16 protein-coding genes are annotated in these 21,477 nt (G+C 39.0%); 9 read left to right on the plus strand and 7 right to left on the minus strand.

What is annotated here, in order from left to right; genetic code table 11:
• Positions 1-120 precede the first annotated feature (120 nt).
• The 4 genes from Q1K78_RS12050 to lrp form a co-directional block, all read right to left on the minus strand.
• Entirely contained in the window at positions 121-1,473 is a 1,353-nt protein-coding gene (locus Q1K78_RS12050; RefSeq protein ID WP_300178944.1) for a replication-associated recombination protein A, read from the minus strand.
• A gap of 23 nt (positions 1,474-1,496) precedes the next feature.
• Positions 1,497-2,108, minus strand: coding sequence for an outer membrane lipoprotein chaperone LolA (lolA, locus tag Q1K78_RS12055; RefSeq protein ID WP_300178905.1), 612 nt, complete (start codon positions 2,106-2,108; stop codon positions 1,497-1,499).
• 30 nt (positions 2,109-2,138) lie between these two features.
• On the minus strand, positions 2,139-5,429 hold the full coding sequence (locus tag Q1K78_RS12060; protein WP_300178947.1) for a DNA translocase FtsK 4TM domain-containing protein: 3,291 nt from the start codon (positions 5,427-5,429) through the stop codon (positions 2,139-2,141).
• 278 nt (positions 5,430-5,707) lie between these two features.
• On the minus strand, positions 5,708-6,199 hold the full coding sequence (gene lrp / locus Q1K78_RS12065; protein WP_045101653.1) for a leucine-responsive transcriptional regulator Lrp: 492 nt from the start codon (positions 6,197-6,199) through the stop codon (positions 5,708-5,710).
• A 156-nt stretch (positions 6,200-6,355) separates the two neighbouring features.
• Here lrp and ald point away from each other — a divergent pair, with 156 nt between their 5' ends.
• The 4 genes from ald (at position 6,356) to cydC (ending at position 12,244) form a co-directional block, all read left to right on the plus strand.
• A complete protein-coding gene (gene ald / locus Q1K78_RS12070; protein ID WP_300178909.1) occupies positions 6,356-7,474 on the plus strand; it encodes an alanine dehydrogenase in 1,119 nt (372 codons plus the stop codon).
• Positions 7,475-7,637: 163 nt separating this feature from the next.
• Positions 7,638-8,603 (plus strand): thioredoxin-disulfide reductase, encoded by a 966-nt coding sequence (gene trxB / locus Q1K78_RS12075; protein WP_300178912.1) that lies wholly within the window; start codon positions 7,638-7,640, stop codon positions 8,601-8,603.
• Between the two features lie 154 nt (positions 8,604-8,757).
• On the plus strand, positions 8,758-10,530 hold the full coding sequence (cydD, locus tag Q1K78_RS12080; RefSeq protein WP_300178915.1) for a cysteine/glutathione ABC transporter permease/ATP-binding protein CydD: 1,773 nt from the start codon (positions 8,758-8,760) through the stop codon (positions 10,528-10,530).
• The gene (cydC, locus tag Q1K78_RS12085) at positions 10,523-12,244 is read left to right on the plus strand and encodes a cysteine/glutathione ABC transporter ATP-binding protein/permease CydC (protein ID WP_300178918.1); all 1,722 of its coding nucleotides are present in this window, start codon (positions 10,523-10,525) and stop codon (positions 12,242-12,244) included. The genes cydD and cydC overlap by 8 nt, the downstream gene beginning before the upstream one ends.
• A 136-nt stretch (positions 12,245-12,380) precedes the next feature.
• On the opposite strand, the gene serC is transcribed toward cydC, so the two are convergent.
• Entirely contained in the window at positions 12,381-13,463 is a 1,083-nt protein-coding gene (gene serC / locus Q1K78_RS12090) for a 3-phosphoserine/phosphohydroxythreonine transaminase (RefSeq protein ID WP_300178921.1), read from the minus strand.
• Between the two features lie 164 nt (positions 13,464-13,627).
• Complete coding sequence (locus tag Q1K78_RS12095; protein ID WP_300178924.1) at positions 13,628-14,929, minus strand: DUF945 family protein; 1,302 nt, start codon at positions 14,927-14,929, stop codon at positions 13,628-13,630.
• A 312-nt stretch (positions 14,930-15,241) separates the two neighbouring features.
• Between Q1K78_RS12095 and Q1K78_RS12100 the strand changes: the two genes are divergently transcribed.
• Positions 15,242-15,793 carry a hypothetical protein gene (locus Q1K78_RS12100; protein WP_300178927.1) on the plus strand — a complete coding sequence of 184 codons (552 nt, stop codon included), beginning with the start codon at positions 15,242-15,244 and terminating at the stop codon, positions 15,791-15,793.
• Positions 15,794-15,915: 122 nt separating this feature from the next.
• Here the strand turns inward: Q1K78_RS12100 and Q1K78_RS12105 are convergent, their stop codons facing one another.
• Positions 15,916-16,500, minus strand: a complete 585-nt coding sequence (locus tag Q1K78_RS12105) for a TfoX/Sxy family DNA transformation protein (protein WP_300178930.1) — start codon at positions 16,498-16,500, stop codon at positions 15,916-15,918.
• A gap of 431 nt (positions 16,501-16,931) precedes the next feature.
• On the opposite strand from Q1K78_RS12105, the gene Q1K78_RS12110 reads away from it, so the two are divergent.
• The 4 genes from Q1K78_RS12110 (at position 16,932) to panP (ending at position 21,287) form a co-directional block, all read left to right on the plus strand.
• On the plus strand, positions 16,932-17,858 hold the full coding sequence (locus Q1K78_RS12110) for an HDOD domain-containing protein (protein WP_300178932.1): 927 nt from the start codon (positions 16,932-16,934) through the stop codon (positions 17,856-17,858).
• Positions 17,859-17,946: 88 nt separating this feature from the next.
• Positions 17,947-18,846 (plus strand): lysine exporter LysO family protein, encoded by a 900-nt coding sequence (locus Q1K78_RS12115; RefSeq protein ID WP_300178950.1) that lies wholly within the window; start codon positions 17,947-17,949, stop codon positions 18,844-18,846.
• A gap of 110 nt (positions 18,847-18,956) precedes the next feature.
• Positions 18,957-19,469 carry a hypothetical protein gene (locus Q1K78_RS12120; RefSeq protein ID WP_300178936.1) on the plus strand — a complete coding sequence of 171 codons (513 nt, stop codon included), beginning with the start codon at positions 18,957-18,959 and terminating at the stop codon, positions 19,467-19,469.
• 174 nt (positions 19,470-19,643) lie between these two features.
• Complete coding sequence (panP, locus tag Q1K78_RS12125) at positions 19,644-21,287, plus strand: pyridoxal-dependent aspartate 1-decarboxylase PanP (protein ID WP_300178953.1); 1,644 nt, start codon at positions 19,644-19,646, stop codon at positions 21,285-21,287.
• Positions 21,288-21,477: the final 190 nt, after the last annotated feature.

Below are 21,477 nucleotides of genomic sequence, written 5' to 3' on the forward strand. Positions count from 1 at the left end.
TTGTAATCCTATGCCTTATGGTCATTGTGGGTTCAAAGTAAACGAACTCACTTAATAATAAAATTTTGTGCAATTTCTAATTCTAAATTGCGATTTGAATAAGATACCGAAAATGATCTTTTATTGGTAGCGTTTTAAGGTACTGTTTTGATCTAATTTAGCTAAATACTCTAGCTTTTCGCTAATTTTGGTTTCTAGACCACGTTTTGTTGGAAAGTAGTACTTACGATCCTGCATTTCAGGCGGAAAATAATTTTCACCAGAGGCATAAGCGTTTGGTTCGTCATGCGCATAACGATAGTCAGCACCGTACCCCATATCTTTCATTAATGAGGTTGGTGCGTTACGTAAGTGATTGGGCACATCATAATCTGGCGAGTTAATCGCATCCATTTGTGCTTGTTTCCATGCCGTATAAACCGCATTACTTTTTGGTGCACACGCTAAATAGACAACCGCTTGTGCAATTGCTCTTTCCCCTTCTGCCGGACCAATTCGCGTAAAACAATCCCACGCATTCATCGCAATTTCCATCGCACGAGGATCAGCATTACCAATATCTTCTGAGGCGATTGCGAGTAAACGACGCGCAACATACAAAGGATCACCACCCGCGGCGATAATACGCGCAGTCCAATACAGTGCGGCATCTGGATTTGAACCACGGATTGACTTATGCACAGCTGAGATTAAGTCGTACCACATGTCCCCTTTATTATCGAAACGTGCCAGTTTTTCACCCGCAACTTCGGCCAATAAAGGTAAATCCACCACTTTTTTTCCTTCGTGGTTTTCTTCTGCCATGTCATGCAAAAGCTCAAGGTAGTTTAATGACATGCGCGCATCACCCGACACTAAATCGGCCAATTGCAGTTTAACCTCATCTGGCAGAATGAAGTGTTCATCATTTAATCCACGATCTTTATCCAAAAGAGCTTGATCAATCACTTGTACGATATCTTGCTTTTCTAATGATTTAAGCTTGTATACTCGTGCACGTGACAATAATGCATTATTTAGCTCAAAAGACGGGTTTTCCGTTGTCGCACCAATAAACGTGATTGTTCCATTTTCGATATGAGGCAAAAAAGCATCTTGCTGACTTTTATTAAAACGATGTACTTCGTCTACAAATAAAATCGTTCTGCGGCCTGTCGTTTGATTTTCTTTGGCCTTCTCTATTGCCGCTCGAATATCTTTTACGCCAGACGTTACCGCTGATACGCGCTCCACTTCTGCATTGGCATAATTTGCTGCCACTTCTGCTAATGTTGTTTTGCCCGTTCCCGGCGGTCCCCATAAAATCATTGAATGGATCTGACCTGCCTCAAGTGCACGACGTAGCGGTTTACCAACACCCAATAAGTGCTGTTGACCAATATACTGCTCAATATTTTGAGGGCGCATTCTAGCAGCAAGGGGACGAAAATCGTCCCCTGCTGAAAAATCTAAACTGAAATTACTCACGTTTATCCTTTTAGTTGCTTCGATGTCTATTAACGTTGGTCGTCAATATCAACACCCGCAGGGACCGTAAAGCTAAAATTATTTTGTGCTGGCTTTTTCGCTTCAAATTTTGAGAAGCTAAAATCACTGCGTTGACCGTCTTGCTCAACAACAGAGAAACCAGTCACTTCACCTGATGCTTGAATACGCACAATAAATTCACTTTTAATTGCCGAATCAGCTTTAGGCGACACTGTAAATGAATCACCATTTTGAGCTACTGAGTAGTTATCCCAATCAGACGTTTTATTACGAGTTAATAAAACAAATGGCGTTTGTGTCGTTGCTTTATCTAAACCCATCAGCGTCACCTGCTCAACAAATGGATTGTAATACCACAACGTTTGTCCATCAGTAACTAATAGGTTTTCATCAGGTGTCTGTGTATGCCAGCGAAATAAATTCGGACGTAATATTTTTACATCCCCCTCGCCTTGCATCAATACATCGCCTTCTGGACTGACTACTTTTTGGGTAAAGTCAGCTTCAAAGCCTGCATTTTGATTTAAACGCCCAGTTAACTCACTTTGAGGTGATGCTAAAACTGTCGCACTAAAGACACCAGAACTTAATAAACACAGAGAAATCAAAAACTTTTTCATTATTAATTATCACTTATCTAAAATAGAGGATTAATCGCCACTGCCAACAGGAGGTGGAGCAATGACTTCACGGTTACCGTTATGGCCCGGAGTACTAACAATACCGTGAGCTTCTAGTTGCTCAACAATACGAGCGGCACGGTTATAACCAATTCTAAACTGACGTTGAACACCAGATACTGAACCTCTGCGAGAGGTCGTTACAAATTCAACCACTTGATCGAATAATTGATCAAGCTCTTCTTCACTGTCCGATTTCTCACCTGGTAGCAAGGATTCTGCACCTTGTTCACTCTTGGTAATCGCCTCAATGTAATTTGGACGACCACGAGCTTTCCAGTCATTAACCACTGCATGAACATCATCATCTGAGGCAAATGCACCATGTACACGAACCGTATGGTTAGAACCAGGAGCAAGGTAAAGCATGTCGCCCATACCAAGTAATGACTCAGCTCCACCTTGATCAAGAATCGTTCTTGAATCGATTTTGGTGGATACAGTAAAGGCCACACGTGTTGGTATATTGGCTTTAATCAAACCGGTAATTACATCAACCGAAGGACGCTGCGTTGCAAGAATTAAGTGAATACCTGCCGCACGAGCTTTTTGAGCCAAACGAGCGATCAGTTCTTCTACTTTTTTACCTACCACCATCATCAGATCGGCAAATTCATCAACGATAACAATAATAGAGGGTAACTTTTCTAACAACGGCGGCATCTCATCCATGCTGTCACCCGGTTTCCATAATGGATCATGGATTGGGTGGCCTGCTGCTGCTGCCATTTTTAACTTATCATTAAAGCCTTGTAGGTTACGTACCCCTAATGCAGACATTAATTTATAACGACGCTCCATTTCACCGACACACCAACGCAGTGCATTACCGGCATCTTTCATATCAGTAACAACTTCAGTCAATAAGTGTGGGATTCCTTCGTAGATAGAAAGTTCCAACATTTTTGGATCGATCATAATAAAACGCACATCTTCTGGCGTGGCTTTATATAGCACACTCAAAATCATGACGTTTACACCTACTGATTTACCTGAACCGGTGGTACCCGCAACTAATACGTGAGGCATTTTTGCTAAATCAGCAATAACCGCTTCGCCTGCGATATCAAGTCCCATCACTACCGTAGTTGGCGATTTTGCATTTTGAAATATTTCACTACCTACAACATCAGAAAAGAAAACGGTTTGACGATTAAAATTCGGTAATTCCAAACCAACATAAGGTTTACCCGGAATAACTTCGACAACACGTACTGCCATTGCCGATAAAGAACGAGCTAAATCGGTTGCTAGACCTGAGATGCGACTTACTTTAACCCCCGGAGCTAAATCCAATTCAAAACGTGTAATCACAGGACCAGGGAAGATGCCTACCACACGCGCTTTAATTTTATAATCGGCTAATTTCGCTTCAACTAGACGAGCTGTGTGCTCTAGTGATTCACGAGACTCCATTTCTGCACGTGTATCTGGTGAGAACAATAAATCTAAGGTTGGCAGTGGCGACGTTGGTACTGGTAAATTAGGCTCTGAATTAACCAAAAATGGGTTTTGTAAAGCGGCTTGCGTGGCTTTCTCTTTAGCCACTAGTGCTTGAAATGCAGCAATATCAGCATCTAAATGCGTTGGCTTTTCTTCAGGGAATACCTCTTCAATCACAACGTCATTAACCAAAGGGATCTCTTTTATTTCTGGGATCTCTTCTACTTCATCAAACGATGTATCAACCGCATTAATGTGCAGATCGTCTATTTCTTCACCTTGAACATCTTGTTCAATTGCATTAAACGCTGGTAATGCCTCTTCATATAGAATTGTTTCTTGTTCTGTATTATCAGGCAATGAATCAAACTCAGGTGAGAAATACGTTTTATCTTCATCGCCAATCAAAGCTGTTGTATTTTCAGTACACTCTTCAAGTACAACGTCAGTACTCTGGTCTTCATACTTATTAGTGTGCTGCTCATTATATTGTGCGCTTAATGACTCAAGATTATCAGCTTCCAATGTACTTTCTATAACGTCCACAAACTCAGGCATATCGATAACAACATCTTCAGCACCCATCGCCATCGCAGAAGAACTCACCGCAGCAACGGTCGAGGTATACGCAAAAGCTTGCCCTGCATCAACCTGACTTAGTAAAGGATCTTGACCTAATGCTTCAGTATCTAGCTCTGCAATTGTCGCATTACTGCGCATAGCTAAATTAATACCATCTTCTAATTGTTCAGGTTCATCGATCTCTTTAAGTAACTCTGAAACGGTTGGTTGATTCATTAAATCTGTTGTGTTCATGTCTGTTGCATATAATGCTTCAGGCTGAACCTCTATGAATGGAGAATCACTCGATGTCGCTTCATTAAATTCTTGCGATGTAACTTGTGAAGCGAGCACATCTGAACTAGGCGCTGAGAATAATGGGTCATCTGCATAGTTGTCATTTATTTCAAACGTATCAATATCGCTTCCTTTCTCTGCCTCAGGGGCATTCGCAAACATTGACAGTTCACGAGAAGATATTTTTGGGGTTTCAAATGGATCAATTTCTATATCAGAAGCCTCAACCGCTGTCGACGTAAAAGATAAACCTGAATCAATAGGCGTATTTTTAAGTTCTACTTCATTTTCAACTTGGTAGGTTTCATCTTCTGTTTTTCTCATTTTATTTACAACGATTCTAACGCCTTCAAGAGCCATACCGCCAAGATTATCAACGATCGTTAACCAAGAAACGCCCGTAAAGAGCGTTAAACCCGCTCCCCATAGAAACATAAAGATGAGTGTTGAACCAAGTACATTCAAAACAGGCGTCGTAATACTGGTAAGAACATCGCCAACAACACCACCAGAAGAAAAGTACCAAAGATCATCAAAATTGGTATCAGCCAGTGCGCAACTTGTTAAAAATAAAATCAACAAACCAAGAATGCGAGTTCCAATCATCATTAGATCCAGTTCGCCCTCTTCTTTATCTTGATTTTGATCTTTTTTGCGGAAAATAATCCATGTACAGCCTAGAAGAATAACAGGCAATAAGTAAGCTAAAGAGCCAAAAGCAAAGAAAAGAGTATCAGCTACCCACGCACCAAAGGAACCACCAGCATTCTCGACTGTTCCAGCCCAAGCCGTTTGAGTCCATGATGGATCTGCTGGATTAAAACTAAATAAAGAAGTGGTTATAAAAATAGCGGCAAGTAAACCGACAATGAATAACGCTTCTTGTAGGCGTTGATTACCATTCAATCGAGCTTTTTCAGGCTCGGCAACCAATTCTACTTTCAACGTTGTTAGCTGCATTTTTCTTTCAGCAATTTTTTCTTTAATCTTTGTAAACAAAATACTATCCAATGTCACTGTGCTTAGATTTAGTCATCCCTCTTATATAAATGCATTCGATAGAGGGGAAAAGTAAAGATCACTAAATCTGTAGAAATTAAAAACAAGTCGAGCGGCATAACGCCGCTCGCCATTGCTCAAAGGCATATAAAGATAGAGTATACCTAAATCACCTTTAAGCTCTTCAAGATTATACAAATTTAAAGAAAGAAAATCTCTAATTTAGAATCTTGATTCAATTAGCGAGTTTTAATCACTAAATGATTGGTTTGTTTTACTTCTTCCATTACTACATACGTACGAGTGTCATTAACACCTGGAAGACGTAATAGTGTATCACCAAGCAATCGGCGATAAGCACTCATATCTGATACTCGCGTTTTTAAAAGATAGTCAAAATCACCTGAAACAAGGTGACACTCTTGAATATCATCTAATAACTGTACTGCTGTGTTAAATTGCTCAAACACATCCGGAGCACCACGATTAAGCGTGATCTCAACAAATACTAATAATGACGCATCAAGATATTGTGGATTCAGCAAGGCTGTATAACCATTGATGTACCCTTGACGTTCTAAACGACGAACACGTTCTAAACACGGAGTCGGCGATAAGCCTACTCTTTTAGATAATTCAACATTCGAAATTCGCCCATCTTTTTGAAGCTCATTTAAAATATTGCGATCGATACGATCCAGTTCCTTGGATGGTTTCTTATTATCTACCATTTTTTATTCCACCTTATTACTTCCTTGCAAAAAAATATACTACAACTTTTTAATATTTAGCATCAAATTCTGCCATTTACAATCTATACTAGATAAAAATTCAAAACAAAAACCCTACAAGCAGTCAAAATAACTATAACATAAAAGGAAATCAGGATGATCATTGGCGTACCTAAAGAAATAAAAAATCATGAATACCGCGTTGGCATGATCCCAGCGAGTGTTCGTGAATTAATATCTCATGGCCATATCGTTTTTGTCGAAACAAAAGCGGGGTCTGGCATTGGTTTTACTGACGATGATTATATCGCAGTAGGCGCATCCATACTTCCTACAGCTAAAGACGTTTTCGCTCAAGCTGACATGATAGTTAAAGTTAAAGAGCCGCAAGCTGTTGAGCGTGCAATGCTACGTGAAGGGCAAATTTTATTCACGTATTTACATCTTGCACCAGATTTTCCACAAACAGAAGATCTAATTAAGAGTAAGGCTGTCTGCATTGCGTATGAGACTGTAACAGATTATATGGGTCGTCTGCCACTATTAGCGCCAATGTCTGAAGTTGCAGGCCGTATGTCTATTCAAGCAGGTGCGCAAACTCTTGAAAAATCTAACGGTGGCCGCGGCTTACTTCTTGGTGGAGTTCCGGGTGTTGAGCCTGCAAAAGTCGTTATTATTGGTGGCGGTGTTGTTGGTGCGAATGCTGCAAGAATGGCGGTAGGTATGCGTGCTGACGTCACTATTTTAGACCGAAATCTTGATACACTTCGCTCTCTTGATGAAGAATTCCAAGGTCGAGCAAAAGTGGTTTATTCAACGGTTGACGCGATTGAGATGCATGTATTAGAAGCTGACCTAGTTATTGGTGCCGTTCTTATCCCGGGTGCAGCAGCACCTAAACTAGTTACCGCAGACCACATCAAACGCATGAAACCAGGTGCAGCGGTTGTTGATGTAGCTATCGATCAGGGGGGATGTTTTGAGACTTCCCATGCAACAACTCATGCAGACCCTACTTATATTGTTGATGACGTTGTTCACTACTGTGTGGCAAACATGCCAGGTGCTGTTGCTCGTACCTCAACGTTTGCCCTTAATAATGCAACATTACCTTACATTATTAAATTAGCAGATAAAGGCTATAAAGCGGCTCTTTTTGAAGATAAAGGTTTCCTAAATGGCTTAAATGTTATTCACGGGAAAGTGACTTGCAAAGAAGTCGCAGAAAGCTTTGATTTAGAATACGTTACTCCAGAAACAGCACTCACTGCATAAAAGACACATCCTATAACAAAATCATTTGAGGGCACCCATCGCGGTGCCCTTTCTTTACGTCAATAAATTCCCTACAATCACCTCATACCAAAGGATAATGAACACCCAACTTGTGTTTCCTACCCTTATTTTTTGTTTCTATTGATTTTAGCTCGGAGAGCTTATGAGCAACGTAAAGCATTCTAAATTATTGATCCTTGGATCTGGCCCTGCTGGTTATACTTCCGCTGTTTATGCAGCACGAGCGAACCTTAATCCAGTGATGATTACCGGCATGCAGCAAGGTGGGCAATTAACCACAACAACAGAAGTTGAAAACTGGCCAGGCGGCGCTGCAGATATGACAGGTCCTGGTTTAATGGAAGAAATGAAGGCACACGCTGAGCGTTTCAATACTGAAATTATTTTCGACCATATTAATGAAACTGATTTTAGTCAGCGTCCTTTCCGTTTAAAGGGCGACTCTGCTGAATATACATGTGATGCGTTGATCATTTCGACTGGTGCTTCTGCAAAATACTTAGGTTTAGAATCTGAAGAAGCATTTAAAGGCCGCGGCGTTTCTGCTTGTGCAACCTGTGATGGTTTCTTCTACCGTAATCAAAAAGTCGCGGTTGTTGGCGGTGGAAACACTGCTGTTGAAGAAGCGCTGTACTTATCAAATATTGCTGCTGAAGTTCATTTAATTCACCGCCGAGATACCTTCCGCTCTGAAAAAATCCTAATCGACCGCTTAATGGATAAAGTTGAAAACGGCAATATCATTCTACATACAGATCGTACTCTAGAAGAAGTTCTAGGTGATGAGATGGGTGTTACTGGCGTAAGATTAAAAGATACAAAATCAGATACGACGGAAGACTTAGAAGTAATGGGCGCTTTCATTGCCATTGGTCACCAACCAAATACCGCTATCTTTAATGGTCAACTTGATATGAAAAATGGCTATATCAAAGTTAAGTCTGGTCTTGAAGGTAACGCGACTCAAACTAATATTGAAGGTATTTTTGCCGCTGGCGATGTGATGGACCATAATTATCGTCAAGCAATTACCTCAGCAGGCACGGGTTGTATGGCTGCATTAGATGCTGAACGTTTTTTAGATGCGTTAGAAGCAAAAGAAAGTTAGACTATCTGAGTTAACGTTAAGCCCGAAGCGAATACTTCGGGTTTCTTTTGCTCATCTTATTTTGCTGATGTGCCGATAAGTTTCTTATATTCCAATTATTACAATAGAAACTTTAGTGCGTGCAAAATAATACAAAACGTAAGCCTTCAATATTATGGATAAACAACAACAACGCGAGTTAGACCAATGGCTCAAAGGCCAAAGTAAGCTTGCAAAAAAATGGCTAACCCTTTCAATTGGGCTTGGCTTCCTTTCTAGTCTTTTTCTTATTGCACAAGCGGCATTGCTCGCTGATATATTGCATCAACTAATCATTGAACAAGTTGATAAATATGAACTTATTAACCACTTTATTGCCATTCTCGCTATTGTTTCAATCCGAGCTGCATGCAGCTGGGGACGAGAAATCGCAGGCTATCGTTGTGGTGAACATATCCGTGTTCATATTCGCCAATTAATCTTAGACAAACTTCAAGACCTTGGTCCTGCCTATATTAAAGGCAAGCCTGCTGGTGCATGGGCAACCTTGCTACTTGAACAGGTAGAAGATATGCAAGATTTCTTTTCTCGCTATCTGCCTCAAATGTCTTTATCAGTATTGATCCCATTTGTTATTTTGATTGTCGTCTTTCCACAAAACTGGGCTGCTGGTTTAGTATTTTTACTTACCGCACCGTTAGTTCCATTATTCATGGCATTAGTGGGGATGGGCGCCGCAGACGCTAACCGTCGTAATTTTAAAGCATTACAACGTTTATCTGGTCACTTCTATGACCGCCTGCAATCAATGACCACCATTCGTTTATTCAATAAAACCGCACAAGAAACAGCGCACCTTCATGGCGCATCTGAGGTTTTCCGTAAACGAACGATGGAAGTATTACGATTAGCATTTTTATCTTCTGCTGTATTGGAATTCTTTACTTCTATCTCTATCGCTATCGTAGCTGTATATTTTGGTTTCACCTTCATTGGTGAATTGAATTTTGGCCATTACGGAACCACAGTAACCCTCTTTACTGGTCTATTTATCCTTATTCTTGCGCCCGAGTTTTACCAGCCATTACGTGATTTAGGTACTTTCTATCATGCCAAAGCACAAGCTGTCGGTGCTGCTGAATCTCTTGTCGAGTTTTTAAATACAGAAACCAGCTCACAAACTAAAGGGGACAAAAAAGTCTCTGATTCAAGTACTCTTGATATTAAGGTGACCGAACTCATTGTTACCACTCACGATAATAATACCTTGCTTGGTCCAATTAGCTTCCATCTACATGAAGGCTCTCAAACCGCATTAGTCGGCCCAAGTGGTGCCGGTAAAACCAGTTTAATTAATGCCATTCTTGGTTTTTTACCATACCAAGGCAGCATTAAAATAAACGGTACTGAGTTATCTGAGTTGAACAAAAAAGAATGGTATAAAGAAATCAACTGGGTTGGGCAAAATCCAACCTTGGTTCACGGTACTATTGCAGAAAACATTACGTTAGGTAAGCAAGGGATCTCTCAAGAGCAACTTGATACCGCTAGCCAACAAGCCTTTGCCAATGAATTTATTGATGACCTTGGTTATCAACACCCAGTATCTGATCGCTCAGGCGGCTTATCTGTTGGCCAAGCACAACGATTAGCGTTAGCAAGAGCACTATTACAACAAGGCCGTTTGTGGATCTTAGATGAACCAACAGCAAGTCTTGATGCTAAAAGTGAACGTCTCGTAATGAGAAGTCTTAATGAAGCAACACTGGGTCTAACCACATTAATGATCAGTCATCGCTTAGATCAACTTCATACGATGAACACCATTTTAGTGATGGATAAGGGTCAAGTGGTTCAATCTGGTTCATTTGATGAAATTAAAGACTCCGGCTTATTTGCAACCATGCTTGCCGCAAAACAACCAAAGCAAGGTGATCTTGATGCGTGATTTACTGCCTTACATTAAATTATATAAAAAACACTGGTTTGGTCTAACGCTAGGAATGCTACTTAGCTTTGCTACCTTGTTTGCTTCCATTGGCCTACTAACCATTTCCGGTTGGTTTATTTCCGCCTCTGCTATTGCGGGTTTAACCATTGCTCGTGAAACCTTTAACTACATGCTTCCTGCGGGAGCGGTACGTGGCTTCTCTATTGGCCGAACTGCTGGTCGTTGGGGGGAGCGTGTCGTTAGCCACAACGCAACTTTTAAGCTATTGACTGAACTTCGGATTTTCTTTTTCAAAAAGTTAATCCCATTAATTCCAGGCCGTTTTTCAAAACTACGTGATGCAGATTTATTAAACCGCCTTGTTGCTGATGTGGATGCGATGGATCATGTCTATTTACGCCTTATTAGTCCAATCATTGTTGGTACGCTAGGTATTATCGGGTTAACCGCTTTTCTTGCTTGGTTTGATGCCACTATCGGACTTACGCTTGGTGCGATCTTATTCTCGTTGCTACTTATCTGGCCCACTTTGTTTTATAAGTTAGGTAAACAAAATGGCACCGAGCTAACACATAACAAAGCAACATTAAGAATCAAAACACTCGATTGGCTACAAGGCAATTCAGAATTACGTATCTTTGGTGCAGAAGAACAATATCAACAACGTATTCTAGACGCTCAAGTCGCTCTGTTATCAAATCAACGTCACATGGCAACGCTGACGGGTTTAGCAAATGGATTATTACTGCTAGCTAATGGTTGGACACTGTTGTTAATGCTGTGGATCTCTGCGGATGGTATTGCAGGCATGACACCAGATCCTATGGTTGCAATGGTTGCTTTTGCTACGATGGCAAGCTTTGAGTTATTAATGCCTATTGCTGGTGCTTTCCAGTACTTAGGCCAAACACTAAGCTCTGCTCGCCGCTTGAATGAAATTATCACAGCAGAACCAGATACTGTCTTTGATGAAAACGGTGTAGAACAAGATGTAAAAGGTAATCTAACGATCTCTGATGTTAGTTATCAATACATAGATGCTGACACTGATGCGATTAAACACATTTCATTAGATATACTTGCCGGTCAAAAAATGGCAATTGTCGGTCAAACAGGCTCTGGGAAATCAACCTTACTGCAATTGTTAACCCGTCAATGGGATCCTACATCTGGTGCTATTTCTATTGATGGTGTTCTACTGCCTAAATGGAAAGAATCAAGCTTACGCAGTGCGATGTCTGTTGTAAGTCAACGTGTTGATATTCTCAATGGCTCATTGCGTGATAATCTACTGCTTGCTAATGACAGTGCGACAGACGAGATACTAGCTCAAACCCTTGAAAAAATCGGTTTGCATGATCTTGTTTCTAATGAAGGATTAAATACTTGGTTAGGAGATGGAGGTCGTCAACTTTCTGGCGGTGAACGTCGTCGAATTGGTATAGCCCGAGCGCTACTGCATGATGCGCCTATTGTGTTGTTGGATGAACCAACCGAAGGGTTAGATCAGAAAACAGAGCAACAAATCATGTCAGTCTTGAATGAACACATTAAAGACAAAACCGTGGTCTTCATCACTCATCGCTTAGTAAACTTAGAAGCAATGGATCATATCTGCTTGATGGATCATGGTGAAGTGATTGAATATGGTACGCATCAGAGCTTGCTTGCACTCAACGGTGCTTATCACCAATTGTGGCAACGCTTTTAGCTTTCGATTAGTTCCAACTTTCTATTAGTTTTAACTCTCTATTGGTTTAAAGTTACTAAGAATTCAAACCTATAAAAAAACCGATACTGTTAATGCAGTATCGGTTTTTTACTAACTTCTTATGCAGGTTCTAAAATTATGCGTATTTTTCTTCAAACGATTTCATGAACTCAACTAACGCTTGAACACCTTCTAATGGCATTGCGTTATAAATAGAAGCTCGCATTCCACCAACGGCTCTATGTCCCTTTAGCGCTTTCATTCCTGCGTCATCGGCTAATGCTAAGAATTGAGCGTCCAGTTCTGAATTTGCTAACTGGAATGGTACATTCATTAATGAACGGTTACCGGCATGGACCTCATTTCGATAAAAATCAGACTGATCGATATAATCGTATAATACCGCTGCTTTCTTACGATTATGAGCTTCCATTGCTTCAATACCACCATTCGCTTTTAGCCATTTAAATACTAAACCCGAAAGATACCAAGCGTATGTTGGCGGCGTATTAAACATCGACTCTTTATCTGCTAGAACACCGTAACTTAAAACACTAGGAAGGGCATCAGCAGCCAGTTCAAGTAAATCATCACGTACAATGACAATCGTTAAACCTGCTGGCCCAATATTTTTTTGAGCTCCAGCATAGATAACGCCATACTTAGAAACATCAATTTGGCGAGATAAAATAGTTGAAGACATATCCGCAACAATTGGTTTATCTGTCACAGGTAAATCGTTAATTTCAATACCATCAATGGTTTCATTTGGACAAAAATGAACATAAGCGGCATCATCACTTAATGCCCACTCAGCAGCGGGTTGAACTGCTTTTTTTCCATCGATATTAATAATCGTTTCAATCACATTAGGCGTACAATATTTTTTTGCTTCAACAACGGCACTTTGCGCCCAATAACCAGCATCAACGTAATCTGCTTTGGTATTGCCTCCAAGCAGATTCAGTGGAACTGCAGCAAACTGTGCTCGAGCTCCACCTTGACAAAACAAGACCTTATAGTTGTCAGGAATAGATAACAGATCACGTAAATCTTGCTCTGATTCTTCCGCAACTTTAATGAACTCTTTGCTACGGTGGCTAATCTCCATGACTGAAGTGCCTAAACCGTTCCAATTCACCAATTCCTTTTGAGCTTGGGCTAGAACGTCTACTGGCAGCATTGCTGGACCAGCACAAAAGTTAAATACTTTTTCCATGTTTATCAAAGGCTCCTGCTATTTTATAAAAGTTAAGTTTGTAAAATAATGATATAGAAATTAATACCACTTTTTGCCTTACAAATAAATCATAAAGTGATCTAATTCACTAAATAAAAAAATAGCCCACCTAGGTGAGCTATCATCTATACGCATCTTAGCTATTAACGTAGATAACTTAAAAAGCCCAATAACATAAACAACGGCATTTTTTGACCGTTAAGTAATTCAATTTGTCCATCAGAAACCTTAGCTGACAAACGGTAGTTATCTCCCTCTTCTACCGCAAACTCATTAATTAATAACTCATCCATTTGCATACGTAATTCAGGTGTTTCATCGACTAATTTTTTTGCAATCACAAGTTCTGTAGAGCCAGTTATCGTCTTAACTAATTGGTCTGCATTTTGTGATGCTCTTGCCGTGCCTGCCGGTAATGTAAGTAAAATATGACTATCGACTTTACTGCCTAAAACTTCTGCACTAAATTCATTAATATTAGCTTTAAAACCTTGAGCGGCTAATAAATCAAACGAAAGCATTAGTTGCTCAACTTTCTCATTGCTTAACTCTTGATCTTGAAGAAGCGGAACCAGTTTTACCAAGCCATCATAATTAAGATCTTCAAAGCTAATATCAAAAACCCCATTTTTTACAACGCCAGCACTCGTAACAGCCTCATTGAGAGTTAATCGATTTTGAGTACTAAAGCTATTCTCTTCTGCTTTATCTTTTACTTCATGAAGGCGATTCACACTAGTGTATTTCATCCCCTTAAGTTCATTATTAATATCACTTTCTATATCGTTGATCGTCAATTTATCTAAACCAACACTAGCCTCACCAATAAAGATATCGTTAACGTAATGACCTATACTCTGACCTACGACATTCTCAACAACCATTGCTGATTGATTATCCAAACGCAGTTCAGTTTTAGGTAACTGGTAAGATAGCGTAAATTGCCCATCTTTTTCAATGACAGCAGCAAGCTGAGAAGCGGCTAGAAATAGTTTTTCAACGCCTTGAGCCTGTAAATCTGCTGTCGCAAAATCAGTGTCTTGACTCGTAAGCAATAGATCCGTGGTGCCTGTTAACTTACTGTTCGTTTTCAAGGTTAGGCCTTGAACAAATTCAGAGATATCTTCTTTGCTAATAAAAGTAGAAGTAGAAGATACAGAAAATAGTCCGTGAGAAATATCGTGATCTACCATGATTTCTGTTGGATAATCGGCTTGCTCTAGCTCTTCACTCAGTCCTTTATCAACGACATGAATTCGGCTTTGAGCATGAGAGCTTAAATAGCCTCGGTCGTAAGAAACTGACTCTACTTCAATAATTGAATTATTGTACGATGCAATTCCATCTTTAAAAATTGCTTCACCAATCTTACCTGTCGCAAAAGGCCAACAAGCGATAAGTGCAACAGCACCACCAATTGCAGCGTATTTCTTTAATTCATTCATATTCTTATCCAGTTTTATCCATTTCAATTAGTTTACCTAAGTCTCTCTGTGCAATACAACTCTATTTATTTATAATGCTAACCTATTTACTGAACGTTAAACGTATAAAATAAACAAACTATATTTAACAACTCTGTCTATATTGGCTCATATTTTGCTTGGCTAAATAATAAGAAGTAATACACTAATTTTTTGACTAAGTTGCAGTAACTCTAAATTTTACATACTCCCTTCTAGCATAAATACCAATTTCTGTTAGTATTTAGATAATATTTTTGGTTACAGCACTCAATTTGATAGGTTTCAAATATCATGATCCGTAAGACACTTTTAGCTTCAAGCCTAATGTTTATTTCAGCAACATCAATGGCTGCAGATAATGATCCAAACAATTCAAACATGAGCAACTTTAGCTATGACTATGCGGAAGCTCGTATTGGATTTAGCCCATCAACATTTGGTGCTGGTTTAAGTAAATCAATCCACCCTAATGCTCATGCGATCGTATCTCTCGATTCTGAATTAGATGGCGATTACGACTTAGCAACCGGTCTTGGCTTCCACGCTCCAGTAAATAACTGGGCAGATATCACTGGTGAAATGCTACTTCGTGTTGTTGATAATAATCGCAACTTCAAAAATGACACTGGCATGGAATTGAACTTAGGTGTTCGCCAATGGTTAGGTCCACAGTTAGAAGTCGGTGGTAAAGTAGGTTATTTATCAATTAAAGATACTGATGACACATTGTTTTCCGTATATGGTCGTTTCCACTCTACAGAGCTATTCTCAATTGGTGCTGAAGGCCGATTCAATGGCATCTACGGTGACCAATTGCTACTAACTGCTCGCTTTAAATACTAAATTTAATATACCAATTTGAATCACTGATAAATCAATCAGTGATTTAGATTAGTATAGTTAGAAAAAAACTCGTTATCCCTTCAACAATGAATAGATAGCGAGGTTTTTTTTATGTTCTACATTTAAATCTGTTTAAGTAATGCTTTTTTCGTTGGCTCTTGCAATAGAGTCCAATGCACGCCTGATTCTGCACCAGCAAATTTCCACAAAAGCTTCACGTCAACATCACCACCATACGTGTTATTTACTTTTCTAAAGACACTTACTGCACCAACGTCAAAAAATGAATCTACGTCAGGAACTCCCGCTTTTTTAATCATTCTTTCTAGCGTAAGTTGCATATTAGGTAAGTCGCGTAAACGGCGATTCTCTTTTGATTTTTTAAATTCTCGCTCTGCTCGTGAATTATCCATTGCTTCTTTAATCATAGTAAGAAGTAGCGTTGGTCTTTTCTCAAACAGCTCACTAATGTCAAAATAATTCACTGTCGCAATAGTAGATTTTTTTACATGCTTAAAGCGTTCGCAACCTAATTTTTCAAACTGATCATCAACATCACCACCACCTCGAACGTATAATCGCCCTTCAGTAACAAGTGAAAACATTGCGTCTTCAGTAAATAGTCCTACGCCACCAAACATCGAGCGTTTATTAAATTTACCCAGTTTTTTTACAAAGTTAAAAAAGCGTTCCTCTAAATGACTCATGTCGTTCTCCTTGATCTTAAACTTAGCGACCCCCGTCCCTGTCATAAATTTGACATCAAGCAATTGAATAATAAACGTACAATACCTATTTTTCTATAATTTTTCGATTAAGTCCTGAATTTACTATAGATTTCTTTATTGCGATCACACCTTGTAGTATTAATTCATGCAACAAAGTAAGTTTTTTTTCAGGTCGATATCACATTATAGTCTCACAACTATACACATCATTTCGTTGATGAAGTTCACAATATCCATTGGTAGGGTAAATAAAAAACAACTTATTTATTTATCCGTAATAACTTCGTGATGCCTAAAAGGCACTAATTGTCTTAAATCTCTAGATAAGTTGCCTTATTTTATTAAGATTTTTTTTAGAAAACATAAAAATACTGTATGATTATTTCATTATTCAAAGGTATTAATAAAGAATGAATCATTTATCCTTTTTCTGGTTATCTCCTGATAAAGAAAAGCTACTAGCTGCATTAGGAACTGAATTTTGCCAAATGGCATCTCAGAGTATTTCATCAGGTAATATCCAATTACCCCCAATCCCTGATGTGGTTCTGAAAATTCAAAAGTTATGTACTCTTGAAGGCACATTAATTAAAGATGTCTCTGATACTTTATTGGAAGATCCTAGCCTTACAGCTATTGTAATTCGAATGGCAAATTCTGTCATTTTCAACCGAAGAAATATCACCTGTACCGATGTATTAACCGCCGTTTCTCGGCTGGGTATTTATCGTGTTCGTGATATTGTAACCGCTCAAGCGATTGAACAACTCAAACATTCAAGTGATTTAAACAAAGAATGTAATGCACTACTACGTAAAAGTGCCGCTCGTTCACGTGAATTTGCCGCGGTAATGACCATGGTTTGTGAAGAGATAATTAAAGAATCCGATGATGGATCTCTTAATTATCTTGAGCCAGAAAAAGCACTTTTAACAGGATTGCTTGCCGACATCGGTTTATTTTGCCTTGTTAATGAATATTTTGATTACCTTGAAAAAGGGAATTATTTAGACCTAGATTTGGCGATCTATATTTTTAATAAAGAGTGTAATGACACCAGTTACCATGTACTCAGTCATTGGCAATTTGATGTCGATTTCTTAGCTGTTGCCACCAATGAAGAGAAATCAACCAACACTGAATACCCTATCAATTATTTAAACATTGCTCGTATTGCTAACCACCTTTTAATGTTTAGACATAAAGACGATGCCATTGATGATCATGACGTTGAGATTACTCTTGAAGGTGCAGAAGCTCTGTATACATTAAGTAACTTAACAGATAGCCAATTCAACGATCGAATTAAAGAAACCCTAAGAAGCAGTGGTTTGTAGTTTAATTACAGCAAAACTAATAACTTATATTGATGTACTTGATAAGCCTTGATATTCTCAAGGCTTCTTCATGGATGAGGTCTATATCATGCTTTCCGGAATGCTCTTTGTTTTTTTACCACTACTTTTTGGGTATCTGATCCCATTACATAAGAAAAAGCCTCTCCAGCATATTAATGCAGCAACAAGCCATTTAGTTACCATTATCTTAGCCTTAATGGGCTTAAGTCTTGCCGCGCTTGATAATCTAGCCCAAAACTTAAACCAAATAATAACCATTACTGCCGTCTTTTTTGTCTCTATTAGTGTGTGTAATTTAGCAATTCTTCCCATTATGGATAAACTCTTCCCTCTAAATTCAGAAGGGAATAAAAATACGCTACCTCTATTTAAAATGATCCTTGAGTCAGCCAAGTTATTACTTGCTGTCGCGGGCGGCTTACTTGTTGGCTTACTTAGTGGTATCGACTTATCTTGGGTTGAAAAGGCAAGTGAACTGATCTTGCTTCTCCTGCTGTTTCTTATTGGCATTCAGCTACGAAATAGTGGTTTATCACTGCGTCAAATTTTACTCAATAAACACGGCATTATCATCGCGGTAGTCATCATGTCTACCTCTTTGATTGGTGGACTGATTGCTGCTCTATTTTTAGATATCCCCCTACAGCATGGACTTGCTATGGCTTCTGGCTTTGGTTGGTATTCTCTTGCAGGTATTTTAATGGGTGATGCGCTAGGACCAGTATATGGTGGTGCAGCCTTTCTCAATGAATTAATGCGTGAATTAGTCGCTCTTTTATTAATCCCAACACTTATTCATCGCTATCCTGTCACCTCAATTGGTTATGCTGGCGCAACAGCAATGGATTTTACGCTACCTGTCATCCAAAATTGTGGTGGGATCCGCTGCGTACCTATCGCTATTGTTAGTGGCTTTATTTTAAGTTTAGCGGTTCCCTTCTTAATGCTATTTTTTGTCTCTCTATAAAAGAGTAAATTAAGAGGGAAACATCACACTATGAGCCGTTCCCATTGCATTTAATAATACGATGCCTACAATCACAACCCATAATAATGATTCATTTCTAAGGATTTGTAATGAAACTCGTTGCTCTTATTTTACCGTTTGCTTTGCTTACAACCTCTGTTCAAGCTGCCGATACTGAATGTTTAAGTAACAAATACAGCCAATACGTTGATGCTTCTTTAACTTGGTACAAAGAACTGATTGCCATTACAATTAAAAAAGATCCGAATTTAGAAAGCGTCGGGGAATGGTTTCTTGAAGGCCGTCAGCATCATTTCGAATTAAATCGTGCCGCTGTCGATTTTTACCTTAAAAATGACCCATCAAAAGTAAAAACAAATCAATCTATTGAATCTTGGTTACAGCTTGATCAAAAAGAAATTAAAACATTAGCTGCAAATAATGATGCTTTGGGTAAGGTTGCAAAAATAACCTTTGATGATCGTCAAACTCAACCTCATAAACAAAATTATGAATTGCGATCTGCATTTGCCGATATTCTTAGCCACCCAAAAGAAATCGATGCACCACTAAATGCATACAATGAGACAATCTCTAAAATTAGCGATATTACCTGCAAATGATTTGTTTACTAATTAATCAATATGTATTGATTTCGTAAAATTTATACGCTCAACTGTTCATGAGGCACATTTAGACAAGACATTTTTATCATTTTGTTCTAAATTGTGCCTTTAGTCATGGGCAAAGCGATCATCACTTTGCTTTTCAATCACCAACAGAATAGAACAGATACCATGGTAACAGACAACAAGACAGCGGATGCCAACTTAGAAAGCATGTTGCGAATTTTTACTGTTCCGGAAGCGCCCGATTCGACTCTTGGGAAAATTGAACAAGAACTCTCTCAAAACCTGAATCAATTCTTACGAGAACATATTGTCGCAGAAGAGAAGCCTCTGACTGAAATCGAAAAAGATTTTACTGACTCTTCTATGCCAGAATCTCCTATGTATGTTTCTGAACATACTGAGCACTTACTGAACACCTTAGTTTCTCAATCTGTTCATACTTCTGCACCTAGCTTTATTGGTCATATGACTTCTGCATTACCTTATTTCTTAATGCCGCTGTCAAAAATTATGATCGCGTTGAACCAAAATTTAGTAAAAATTGAAACCTCTAAAGCATTTACTCCTTTAGAACGTCAAGTTTTAGGCATTCTACACCGCCTTATTTATGGTCAACAAGATGACTTTTATCATCATTGGATGCATAGTGCCGATCACTCCCTTGGTGCCTTCTGCTCTGGTGGAACCATTGCCAACATCACTGCTTTATGGGTTGCAAGAAACCGCTTATTAAAACCTGATGGTGATTTTGAAGGTATTGCAAAGCAAGGCCTCTTCGCAGCATTAACTCATTATAAGTGCAATGGCCTTGCGATTTTTGTTTCCGAACGTGGTCATTATTCAGTTAAAAAAGCCGCCGATGTATTAGGCATTGGTCAAGATGGTGTTATCACAGTAAAAACTGACAATAACAACCGTATTTGTTTAGCTGATTTAGACCTAAAAATCGCGGCAGCTAAAGCCAAAAACATTAAACCGCTTGCTATCATTGGCGTTGCAGGTACAACGGAAACAGGAACAATAGATCCATTGTGTAAACTTGCTCAAGTAGCACAGCGCGAAGACTGTCACTTCCATGTTGATGCGGCTTGGGGCGGTGCGACATTAATGTCTAATACCTATCGACATTTATTGGATGGTATTGATTTAGCCGATTCAGTTACTATTGATGCGCATAAACAACTGTATGTACCAATGGGTGCAGGCATGGTTATCTTTAAAGATCCAGAGTTGATGTCTTCAATTCAACACCATGCTGAGTATATCCTACGAAAAGGGTCAAAAGATCTAGGCAGACACACGCTAGAAGGGTCTCGTAGTGGTATGGCTATGCTGTTGTACTCTTGCTTTAATATCATTAGTCGACCAGGTTATGAACTACTGATAAATCAAAGTATTGAAAAAGCAAAATACTTTTCAGATCTGATCCAACAGCAAGATGACTTTGAAGTCATCTCTGAACCAGAGCTCTGCTTACTGACTTATCGATATATACCAAATAAAGTGACAGCAGCTTTAGGCATTGCAAATAAAGAACAAACGGCAGAAATCTACGAGCATCTGGATAATCTCACTAAGTTTATCCAAAAAACACAGCGTGAGACTGGCAAGTCTTTTGTGTCTCGTACTCGATTAACACCAAAAGCCTATCAATACCAACCAACGATTGTATTTAGAGTTGTACTGGCAAACCCACTAACAACCAAAGAGATCTTGCAAAGCGTTCTTGTAGAACAAAGAGAAATAGCAAGCAGCAGTGAAGTATCACTTCCTCAACTTCTTAACCTTGCTGAATCAATTCTACAATAATCACTTCTTTCGCTTAGCCTAAGATAGGTTATTTTATAACCGTAAAATAACCTATCTTTTGTAATTATTTTCCTCTTAACTGAAATTTAATCACAAAAAAAACCTCTGAATCACAATAAAATGACGTTTATAAAACAAAACACTTTCTAAATTGAAAGTGTTTTTAGAGTTCTGTCATATTATTGTTATA

This window comes from uncultured Aliivibrio sp. (assembly GCF_946479765.1).
GTDB lineage: Bacteria > Pseudomonadota > Gammaproteobacteria > Enterobacterales > Vibrionaceae > Aliivibrio.

Excerpts from the sequence above, each read along its gene's own strand:
- lolA (WP_300178905.1), bottom strand. The coding sequence starts at position 2,108 with ATGAAAAAGTTTTTGATTTCTCTGTGTTTATTAAGTTCTGGTGTCTTT.
- Q1K78_RS12060 (WP_300178947.1), bottom strand. The coding sequence starts at position 5,429 with ATGCAGCTAACAACGTTGAAAGTAGAATTGGTTGCCGAGCCTGAAAAA.
- lrp (WP_045101653.1), bottom strand. The coding sequence starts at position 6,199 with ATGGTAGATAATAAGAAACCATCCAAGGAACTGGATCGTATCGATCGC.
- ald (WP_300178909.1), top strand. The coding sequence starts at position 6,356 with ATGATCATTGGCGTACCTAAAGAAATAAAAAATCATGAATACCGCGTT.
- trxB (WP_300178912.1), top strand. The coding sequence starts at position 7,638 with ATGAGCAACGTAAAGCATTCTAAATTATTGATCCTTGGATCTGGCCCT.
- cydD (WP_300178915.1), top strand. The coding sequence starts at position 8,758 with ATGGATAAACAACAACAACGCGAGTTAGACCAATGGCTCAAAGGCCAA.
- cydC (WP_300178918.1), top strand. The coding sequence starts at position 10,523 with ATGCGTGATTTACTGCCTTACATTAAATTATATAAAAAACACTGGTTT.
- serC (WP_300178921.1), bottom strand. The coding sequence starts at position 13,463 with ATGGAAAAAGTATTTAACTTTTGTGCTGGTCCAGCAATGCTGCCAGTA.
- Q1K78_RS12095 (WP_300178924.1), bottom strand. The coding sequence starts at position 14,929 with ATGAATGAATTAAAGAAATACGCTGCAATTGGTGGTGCTGTTGCACTT.
- Q1K78_RS12100 (WP_300178927.1), top strand. The coding sequence starts at position 15,242 with ATGATCCGTAAGACACTTTTAGCTTCAAGCCTAATGTTTATTTCAGCA.
- Q1K78_RS12105 (WP_300178930.1), bottom strand. The coding sequence starts at position 16,500 with ATGAGTCATTTAGAGGAACGCTTTTTTAACTTTGTAAAAAAACTGGGT.
- Q1K78_RS12110 (WP_300178932.1), top strand. The coding sequence starts at position 16,932 with ATGAATCATTTATCCTTTTTCTGGTTATCTCCTGATAAAGAAAAGCTA.
- Q1K78_RS12115 (WP_300178950.1), top strand. The coding sequence starts at position 17,947 with ATGCTTTCCGGAATGCTCTTTGTTTTTTTACCACTACTTTTTGGGTAT.
- Q1K78_RS12120 (WP_300178936.1), top strand. The coding sequence starts at position 18,957 with ATGAAACTCGTTGCTCTTATTTTACCGTTTGCTTTGCTTACAACCTCT.
- panP (WP_300178953.1), top strand. The coding sequence starts at position 19,644 with ATGGTAACAGACAACAAGACAGCGGATGCCAACTTAGAAAGCATGTTG.